The sequence below is a fragment of the Moorena sp. SIO4G3 genome, assembly GCF_010692305.1.
Classification (GTDB): domain Bacteria; phylum Cyanobacteriota; class Cyanobacteriia; order Cyanobacteriales; family Coleofasciculaceae; genus Moorena; species Moorena producens_A.
Genome location: NZ_JAAHIG010000360.1, coordinates 1 through 8,667, shown reverse-complemented (window position 1 = coordinate 8,667; position 8,667 = coordinate 1). Strand labels below are relative to the sequence as shown.

10 protein-coding genes are annotated in these 8,667 nt (G+C 44.3%); 6 read left to right on the top strand and 4 right to left on the bottom strand.

Annotation, left to right across the window (positions count from 1 at the left end):
* Window positions 1–425 precede the first annotated feature (425 nt).
* On the top strand, window positions 426–1,799 hold the full coding sequence (locus tag F6J99_RS36500) for a transposase (RefSeq protein WP_293120561.1): 1,374 nt from the start codon (window positions 426–428) through the stop codon (window positions 1,797–1,799).
* 40 nt (window positions 1,800–1,839) lie between these two features.
* On the opposite strand, the gene miaB is transcribed toward F6J99_RS36500, so the two are convergent.
* Window positions 1,840–3,186 (bottom strand): tRNA (N6-isopentenyl adenosine(37)-C2)-methylthiotransferase MiaB, encoded by a 1,347-nt coding sequence (gene miaB / locus F6J99_RS36495; RefSeq protein ID WP_293120559.1) that lies wholly within the window; start codon window positions 3,184–3,186, stop codon window positions 1,840–1,842.
* A 406-nt stretch (window positions 3,187–3,592) separates the two neighbouring features.
* Here miaB and F6J99_RS36490 point away from each other — a divergent pair, with 406 nt between their 5' ends.
* Window positions 3,593–3,799: a hypothetical protein gene (locus tag F6J99_RS36490; protein ID WP_293120557.1), complete on the top strand. Its 207-nt coding sequence runs from the start codon at window positions 3,593–3,595 to the stop codon at window positions 3,797–3,799.
* A 90-nt stretch (window positions 3,800–3,889) separates the two neighbouring features.
* Here F6J99_RS36490 and F6J99_RS36485 read toward each other — a convergent pair whose 3' ends face one another.
* Window positions 3,890–5,317 carry a carotenoid oxygenase family protein gene (locus F6J99_RS36485; protein ID WP_293120555.1) on the bottom strand — a complete coding sequence of 476 codons (1,428 nt, stop codon included), beginning with the start codon at window positions 5,315–5,317 and terminating at the stop codon, window positions 3,890–3,892.
* A gap of 103 nt (window positions 5,318–5,420) precedes the next feature.
* Between F6J99_RS36485 and F6J99_RS36480 the strand changes: the two genes are divergently transcribed.
* Together F6J99_RS36480 and F6J99_RS36475 are read left to right on the top strand one after the other, a co-directional pair.
* Complete coding sequence (locus tag F6J99_RS36480) at window positions 5,421–5,696, top strand: hypothetical protein (RefSeq protein WP_293120553.1); 276 nt, start codon at window positions 5,421–5,423, stop codon at window positions 5,694–5,696.
* Window positions 5,633–6,058, top strand: a complete 426-nt coding sequence (locus tag F6J99_RS36475) for a hypothetical protein (RefSeq protein WP_293120551.1) — start codon at window positions 5,633–5,635, stop codon at window positions 6,056–6,058. The genes F6J99_RS36480 and F6J99_RS36475 overlap by 64 nt, the downstream gene beginning before the upstream one ends.
* Window positions 6,059–6,061: 3 nt before the next feature.
* On the opposite strand, the gene gloA is transcribed toward F6J99_RS36475, so the two are convergent.
* On the bottom strand, window positions 6,062–6,490 hold the full coding sequence (gene gloA / locus F6J99_RS36470) for a lactoylglutathione lyase (protein WP_293098960.1): 429 nt from the start codon (window positions 6,488–6,490) through the stop codon (window positions 6,062–6,064).
* A 7-nt stretch (window positions 6,491–6,497) separates the two neighbouring features.
* On the opposite strand from gloA, the gene F6J99_RS36465 reads away from it, so the two are divergent.
* Entirely contained in the window at window positions 6,498–6,704 is a 207-nt protein-coding gene (locus F6J99_RS36465) for a hypothetical protein (RefSeq protein ID WP_293120549.1), read from the top strand.
* A 201-nt stretch (window positions 6,705–6,905) separates the two neighbouring features.
* Complete coding sequence (locus F6J99_RS36460) at window positions 6,906–7,034, top strand: hypothetical protein (protein ID WP_293120547.1); 129 nt, start codon at window positions 6,906–6,908, stop codon at window positions 7,032–7,034.
* Window positions 7,035–7,575: 541 nt separating this feature from the next.
* Here F6J99_RS36460 and F6J99_RS36455 read toward each other — a convergent pair.
* On the bottom strand, window positions 7,576–8,478 hold the full coding sequence (locus F6J99_RS36455) for a hypothetical protein (RefSeq protein ID WP_293120545.1): 903 nt from the start codon (window positions 8,476–8,478) through the stop codon (window positions 7,576–7,578).
* Window positions 8,479–8,667 lie beyond the last annotated feature (189 nt).

The following is an 8,667-nucleotide window of genomic DNA, read 5'->3' as shown; positions in this document are numbered from 1 at the left end:
AAGACAAGCCTATTGGTTGAGAGAATCTAGGAGCCGTGTGAGGCGAAAGTTTCACGCACGGCTTTGAAGGAGAGGTGCCTGGGCTAATCCCCAGCATCGACTCTAATAGAACCCCGTGTCTTTAGACCGGGGATGAAACAGAGAGACTGGATTCATCCAGTCGTATCCCTTTAAGATTTGTCTATTTCTTTTATAATCCAGTTTTCAAGTAACTCCCCAACACTAGTTCTTTACTCCTTAGCTGATAGCTGAAGCCATTTCCATGTAGTATCAGTGAACCAAATGGTATGAGGCTTTTTTAATTCATCGTGATGTACGGGTACCCCTCTCATTATTTTTATATTTTTCGGCTATTTTTGTGTTGAAATACTTATAAAAAACGTTTATACTAAAATTAGTATATCCGACCAAGTAGGTGATAGCAATTGTATAAGACTGTTCCAGTTAGATCCGTATTTTCGGAAGAAGAGATAGCCTTCTGGGTTTTTCAATGCGAGCAGGCTAACAGTCTATTCAACTGTGCCATATATTACGCGAAACAGAAGCACTATCAATGGCTGAAGGAGCAAGAAGCTTATACCACCTTCTGGCACGGAGACGAGCTTAGATGCAGATGGAAGACTTACAAATGTTCAACAAAGTATCCTGAACTAGATAAAGCATTAAAGATGAGTCCCCACTATAAGGGGATGGCAGCTCAGTCCGCTCAACAAACCCTGAAAACCGTTGGAGAAGCGATCGCTAGTTACAATCAATTGGTCGGGCTTTATTACAAAGGTAATGTTGATAGGCCAAGGTTCCCCCGATATCGAAAGAAAGGCGGACTAGCTGCTGTTACTTTCCCAAGACAGGCTCTGAGTTATAAGGAGGGATTGTTTTATCCATCAGTCAGCAAAGAAAGCAAGTCCGAGCTGCTGACAAAAATCACCTTATATCCGCCTGATTTTATAGACCCGGACTGGGTGAAAGAGGTGACAATTCGCCCTTACTATGGGCAATTGTGGATTGATTGGGTAATTGATGATGGAAAAGAGCCAGTCAAAGAAAATCCCAACCTTGATTATTCTCAAGCTTTGGGAATAGATCATGGAGGCGATAATTGGCTAACCTGTGTTTCGACCCTTGGGAAAAGCTTTATCATTGACGGCAAGAAGTTGAAGTCAATGAACCAAGGGTATTGTAGGCTGGTCGCTAAATACAAAGAGGGCAAGCACGAATTTTATTGGGACGCCCACCTAGATAGAATCCAGAGGAAACGCAATAACCAGATGAGGGATGCCGTCAATAAGGCTGCCAGATTTATCATTAATCGTTGTCTTGTCGATGGGATTGGAAACCTGGTAATAGGTTGGAACGAAGGTCAAAAGTGTAGATCTAATATGGGGAAAAGCGGCAATCAAAAATTCGTCGCAATCCCAACTAAAAGACTGATCGAAAGATTAAAGCAGCTCTGCTGTGAATATGGAATCAAACTAATAATTACTGAAGAGTCTTATACGAGTAAGGCGTCTTTCTTGGATGGCGATTCATTGCCGAAAGTCGGTGAAAAACCCGAAGGATGGAAACCATCAGGAAAGCGAGTAAGACGCGGTCTTTATAGGACGGCCAAAGGAAAGTTTATCAACGCCGATTGCAACGGTGCTGGAAACATTATCAAGAAAGTAACCACACAGCTAATCGACCTAGCTAAGGTGGGTAGGGGATCTTTGACAGTCCCACACCGATACGATTTGTTTGAGTCTCTCTCTAAATCGTATAGGAAAAAGAGTGAAGTCGCACGGGTTCACCCTGGGACGTAACATCCTCTGAGAATCCCCCGTGCTTCAGCCGGGGGAGATGTCAATCCTCTACTCGCTCACCAGTCAAGCTAAAGGCACGAGCTTCAGTAATTTTAACTAGAACTAGCTCACCTTTGAGGTGATTAATATCCCCAGTGAAGAACGTGAGACGATTTCCTTTGGTTCTGCCCATGACTTGAGTATTGTCTTTGGGATTCTGGTCTTCCACCAGCACTTCCTCAATCCGTCCCAGATAACGTTGCGATCGCTCAGCTGCTTTTATCGCAACTAGGTGGTTGAGACGTTGAAGGCGATCGCATTTGACCTCCTCAGGGAGCTGATTTTCCCACAATGCTGCTGGTGTACCAGGACGAGGGGAATAGGCAGCGGTATTGAGCTGGTCAAAGCCAATATCATCTACTAGTTTTAGGGTATTTTCAAATTGTGCTTCCGTTTCCCCAGGAAAGCCCACAATCGCATCTGCACTAATGGAGGCATCGGGCATATAGTCCCGAATGGTATTAATAATACGGCGATATTTCTGGTGGGTATAGCCCCGTGCCATAGCTTTGAGAATATCGTTATCCCCAGATTGGAAAGGAATGTGGAAATGTTCGCACACTTCCGGCAACTCGTGACAGGCGCGGATTAGCCGTTCTGTAAAGTAGCGGGGGTGACTGGTAGCAAAGCGGAGCCGCTCAATCCCCGATACATTGCTAACATAATACAGTAAATCTGTCAAGGTGTGCTGATGCCGCCCCGATTCAGTCACCCCTGGTAAGTCACGTCCGTAAGCATCAATATTTTGTCCTAATAGGGTGACTTCCTTATAGCCTTGCCTTCCTAACTCCTCCATTTCTGCCCGAATCGCTTCTGGAGTACGGGATTGCTCTAAACCTCGGACATTGGGGACTACACAGTAGGTGCAGCGTTCGTTACACCCATAAATTATATTTACCCAGGCGCTAATGCTGCTGTCCCGTCTTGGTTTAGTGATGTCTTCAACAATATGAATTGGTTCTGTAGCAACTAGCTGGTTGCCATCAAATACCTGGTCTAGCAAATCCCCTAAACGATTGGCGTGTTGCGGTCCCATGACTAAATCAACTTCTGGGACTCGCCGCAGCAGTGCTTCTCCCTCCTGTTGTGCCACACAACCCGCTACTACCAAGGTCAGGTCTGGTTGTTGGTGTTTGCGCTTTGCCTGTCTTCCTAGGTAGGAATAAACCTTTTGCTCAGCATTATCTCGAATAGTGCAGGTGTTGTAGAGAATTAAGTCAGCCTCGTTGGGATTTTCTGACCACTGGAAGCCGATATCTTCTAGGATTCCAGCCATCCGCTCGGAGTCGGCTTTGTTCATCTGGCAGCCAAAAGTGGTGATATGGTAGCGGCGGGGAAATGAGGTCATCTTACGTTACACAGCTAAGGATTGGATCAGGGGATCTCCTCTAATTATAGATTTTCAGACCTACTCCTTTTTGTGATCCCTATGGCAAAGGTCAATTACGCCCCTAGACAAAACCTATAGATAGTTAGCAGCATTTTTCTCTAATCAACATTTTATTAACCAGAAGTTTGATCTGGTTGCTTTACCTTGCTTGACTCTCTAATCATATCCGTAAATACACTTATTTTAAATATAAAGCTATTTATATATATCCCTAAAATCATCGTTTTTATTGGGTCTTAATTAAGTTAAGATAGGGGTTTTTTTGCTAGTTTTATTATTTTTAATATTTTTTTGATTAATTGAGTTTTTATTTAAAATTTATGCTGATTGTGCTGGAAAAGTTTTGAAGTAATGAGTAGAAACTTTGAGCAAGGTCACCACAATGGGTTTTCAAAGCTATATCTTGTTATCTACTCTACTAGTTACTGTTGGTATTAATTTTTACCTAGGTGAGTCTAGTTCTCCACAGGGATACCAGTCTGATTCGGTTGACCAGCAATTACTAGCTTTAGATCAGGAAAGCTGTCCTCCAGGAAGCGGACGGCGAGAGACTTCTGATTGTTTAAGTTGAAAGTATTTATACTTAGAATAAATTGGCTATATTCGGCTGTAATGGATAGCTAAAGTTCAGGTAAATTTATCAGGTAAATTTAAAAGCTCATTACCTGGATTGCCACTGACCATGAAAGCTGAAGGGGATAACTTTTGGTAATCCCAAACGACATATCGGTTCTTGATTTAGGGTGTTTCTACCAAATACCATCACTTCACTGGTATCAGAATTTCCGTCATACACAACTGTTAATATCCAACCCTGGTCATGATTCAGGCTATCCGGTGCATAGACTGGTTCCGAGGGATAGCGATTTTCCCCTAAATCAGCCACAATCAGGGTGCCAGTTTTGTGGTCAAAGCCTCCAATTTCACCCAATAATTCTTTACTAATATCGACGACTTCGCGATGTACTGATAGATAAGTATGAGGTGAGTATTGTCCTACTAGCTGTTGCGGCACTACAGGAAATTCACAGCTTCTATCCAACAACTGTTGTAACTGCACTACCTGACCAGTGTCAGGATTGAGTCGGGCTTGCCACAGGGTTCCTTTCGCTTCGGTCTTAGTTTGACCAGTGGCAACTTCTTTCAAATACTGATTGGTCTGAAAGTCAGCATAACGGACAAAATCAATCACGATCAAGCCATCGTTGTCCACATAACCATTGCTGAAGTGCCACTGATACCAGGGTTCAGCTTCACCGCGACTGACTACACTAAGGCTGTCACAATCTACAACAATAATTTGGGTTGACTTATTTGGGTGCCACTCCATAGCATTACCATAGCTGCACCAACCCAGAGCTACTTTCAGGAAATTCACTCGCACTGGGGGTACAAAAAATACTAGATACGGCCCTGCCAGGACAAAATCATGGATGAAGGGCAAACTCTCTAGCTGTACTGACCCTTGTTGGATAATTTTGCCAGTGGAGTTGCTTTTGTAAATGTTGAGTCTGCTATTAAGTTCAGCCGTCAGTCCAAAGTTGAAAATCTCTCCAGTTTTGGGATCAATCTTGGGATGGGCAGAAAAGGTTGCTCCTTTGCCTAGACCAGATAAGTCATCAGTGCCTCTGGTTTCTAAGGTCTGGAGGTCTAAGGCATGGGGATGACCACCTTCCCATAGGGCTAACAATTTATCTGGTAATGGTAGCACTGAGGTATTGGCAGCATTTTTAACTGGCTTACCCCAGCGTTTCCAGATTGGTCCTGGTGTTGTCATGCCATAGTTGGGGTATAGTAATTTGTCAGCAGCAGCTTCTGCTTGATAGCCAGAGGTTTGGACGTAGCGATAAACTCCTGTGGCACCAGCAGGGGTAAAATGTACTGCTAAAATTGCCCCATCACCATCAAACCAATGTCCAACCGGTACACCACCTCGCTGTAACCGTGCAGGACCATTTCTATACAGAGAACCTCGCAACCCTTCTGGGATTTTGCCAGAGATGACCGGGAGGGCAGTAGGCGGAAATTCAGTTGCCGGTTTTGCGATCGCATTCGCCCAGCCTTTTGTTGTAGATGCTTGAGGGATCATGTTTTAAAGGGAACAGGGAACAGGGAAGAGTGTGGGGAGATGGGGAGATGGGGAGATGGGGAGATGGGGAGATAGGGAGATGGGGAGATAGGGAGATGGGGAGATGGGGAGATGGGGAGATGGGAAACATTTTTATAGTGAGGTGGAATGGGCATCTTGGGTGGAACTGGCATCTTGCGTAGAACTGGCATCTTGCCAGTTTCCTCCTTATTGTCGGGCGGGCAGGATGCCCACTCTAATTGATAGTGAGGTGGAATGGGCATCTTGGTGGAACTGGCATCTTGCCAGTTTCCTCCTTATTGTCGGGCGGGCAGGATGCCCACTCTACTTGATAGTGAGGTGGAATGGGCATCTGGGGTGGAACTGGCATCTTGCGTAGAACTGGCATCTTGCCAGTTTCCTCCTTATTGTCGGGCGGGCAGGATGCCCACTCTACTTGATAGTGAGGTGGAATGGGCATCTGGGGTGGAACTGGCATCTTGCGTAGAACTGGCATCTTGCCAGTTTCCTCCTTATTGTCGGGCGGGCAGGATGCCCACTCTACTTGATAGTGAGGTGGAATGGGCATCTTGGGTGGAACTGGCATCTTGCGTAGAACTGGCATCTTGCCAGTTTCCTGCTTATTTGCGGGCGGGCAGGATGCCCACTCTACTAATATTCCTGCGAAGATTCAGCAACGCCGTAAATTTTAGTATTACCCCGATTCCCGATTCCCGATTCCCGATTCCCTACTCCCGATAGTTATTACCCAGCTACTGCTGTCGCTTCTGGTTTCTGGGCAGACTCCTGATCTTTGCGCTGGATCAGTTCAATCTTGTATCCACTCGGGTCTTCCACAAAAGCAATCACTGTCGAACCGTGCTTCATCGGTCCTGGCTCTCGCACTACCTTACCACCAAGGGATTTAATTTGGTCGCAGGTTTGGTAGATATCGTCTACACCAAGGGCAATATGACCGAAAGCATCCCCAATGTTGTACTGATCAACCCCCCAGTTATAGGTTAGTTCAATAACCGTGTTGTCAGATTCATCCCCGTAACCTACAAATGCTAAGGTAAATTCTCCCCCTGGAAAGTCCTTCTGACGGAGCAGCTTCATGCCTAGGACATCGCAGTAAAACTTGATCGATTCCTCAAGATTGCCGACTCGCAGCATTGTGTGTAGCATTCGCATTAGCTTAGTGTCTCCTCTTGAATCAGTCAATTCGGTTCTATTGTATAGCAGTTGTAAAAGGGAGCAGGGAACAGGGAATCGGGAGTCGGGAGTAGGGAATCGGGAATCGGGAATCGGGAATCGGGAATCGGGAGTCGGGAGTCGGGAATCGGGAAGAAATCCTGTTTACCTGATGAGTATCAGAATTGCAATAGCATTTTGCTTTGATATCTGAAATATAATTGAGAACCCAGGGCTATCCCTCGAATTGTGATCAAAGTCGGGTTTGGAGGTCTCTGCACTAGACCTGGCAGAGTTTAGCAGTTTCTTATGTCTACAATAGAGTTGATTATTCCACAATTTATGTAGGCTGGGCAGCGCGATCGCGTAGCGGCTCTTTGAGAGCATCGCATTTTCCCATTTGCGGTTTTAACCGGTGGTGCGTTACGGGACGGAGTTTCCCAAGAGTCGCTACCGATTAATTCAGGATCAGCCCGTCCCTAACGCACCCTACGCAACTGTTCCCTGTTCCCTTCAACCTTCAACCTTCAACCTTCAACTATAGCCAGTTCCTCGGACCACTTCCTCGGTGGGTCGGCCAAGGGCGAGTAACCAGATGATTTGATAGTGTGAGCGCGTGGGTCCCATCAGTTGTCTGACGGTAACGTTGTTCGTTCTTGATCAATGGTCAGATGCGGGATGATACTGATTCGTTTGGGCATAGTGGCTTCGAGCCTAAGCAACTCTTCTATATTAGGTGCATTTAAGCTGACATGATATTATACCAAATCCGGTTTAGAGAATATAAGTATCTTAATGATAGAACTTAATCCAGAAGCTGATTAGCGAAATTGGCAAGTTATACTTTATAAACCGGATTTGGTATTAGAAGATTATAGCCGCTCAAACTTTACGAATAAAGCGCAAAATTAGCCTTATTTCTCGTGAGGCATGTAATCTCTTAGAGCTGATTTGTAAACTCGCTGTAATCCTTGTAGGATAAGGCTTGCGCTAAACTAGAACAAATGAACTATTGAATACCAAAAAGACAATCATAGCAAGGTTTTCATGCTTCTTAATATTTACTTTACACATTAGCTCTTAATTTACCAGTTCACACGAGAAGAGAATATATTATGATCATCACTACTCGGACTCGATGTACTTCGAGGTTCTAAATAATTCACAGTACCACCAGAAGGACGCCACGCCAAAATATGATCTAAATTGCTTGATTCTCCGTCAAATTTTTTTAGTGGCTCGTAGCCCTGGCACTTGGTTTTAAGATCCTTCGATGTCATGTTTAGATCCCCAGCAATTATTATTATGTCAATACCTGTTGTATTGTTGATTAAACTGCTTTGTTCTAAAAACAAAAATGCATCAAGTGGTGCTAATCCTTGTGTTGTGCATCCTTTTAAAATACCGGATTGGCCAATTGGTGCATGCCAGGTAATGAGACGCACGTTTCTTCCAGAGTAGTTAAATTCCATATATACTGGGGGACGAAAATTTTTGACTTCATCATTGACTGTGTTGCTTTGAGAAGGATTTAATGTTTTTTGCCATGTGTGGAATATAGGGTCGGTCGTATAGTTTTGATGGGTTAGTGGTTGGGTAATTGTTACGGTATTGTGCGCAAGCGCATTGTAACCTCTTCCAGTACCATTAATTAATTCTGTAATATGCCTAGGAGGTCGAGTATAGTTTAGACCTATACCACCAGCACCAGTATTATTCAGCATATTGTATATATCACCACCAGATAATTTTTTTGCCTCTTGATTGAAGATAGCTTTCACAGGATCCCTGGGATACCTACCATTCAAGTAGTTAATCTCGTTCCGCAGTTCAGTAGCATTGTTTGCACTTTCTCCAGTGCTATTCCAGGTTAAAACCCGTAAATCTACAGCAGATGCAGATTGAACGTTAAGCATACTGAAACTCAAGATGAAACCAAGGGCAATACATAGACTACGAAGTACCCTAGTCGGAATTTTTGTAAACATAAATTATTCTCAAAAAACTTTGGTTAGATATAATTTAGCAGAAAAGCGATATTTTTATCACCCCATTGATTCAAGCAGCTTTGGCGGTAGGACTTGATGACTCTATATAAATGATGCAAGGACACCTCACTGTTCACCGGATGAGTATTGTCTGGTGCGATTGGTTGTGGTGCATCGAGCACGGGCCTT

Bases quoted from the DNA above. Each gene is read 5' to 3' on its own strand.
- miaB (WP_293120559.1), bottom strand. From the start codon at position 3,186: ATGACCTCATTTCCCCGCCGCTACCATATCACCACTTTTGGCTGCCAG.
- F6J99_RS36475 (WP_293120551.1), top strand. From the start codon at position 5,633: ATGCCCACTCTACTTGATAGTGAGGTGGAATGGGCATCTGGGGTGGAA.
- F6J99_RS36455 (WP_293120545.1), bottom strand. From the start codon at position 8,478: ATGTTTACAAAAATTCCGACTAGGGTACTTCGTAGTCTATGTATTGCC.
- F6J99_RS36485 (WP_293120555.1), bottom strand. From the start codon at position 5,317: ATGATCCCTCAAGCATCTACAACAAAAGGCTGGGCGAATGCGATCGCA.
- F6J99_RS36480 (WP_293120553.1), top strand. From the start codon at position 5,421: ATGGGGAGATGGGGAGATGGGAAACATTTTTATAGTGAGGTGGAATGG.
- gloA (WP_293098960.1), bottom strand. From the start codon at position 6,490: ATGCGAATGCTACACACAATGCTGCGAGTCGGCAATCTTGAGGAATCG.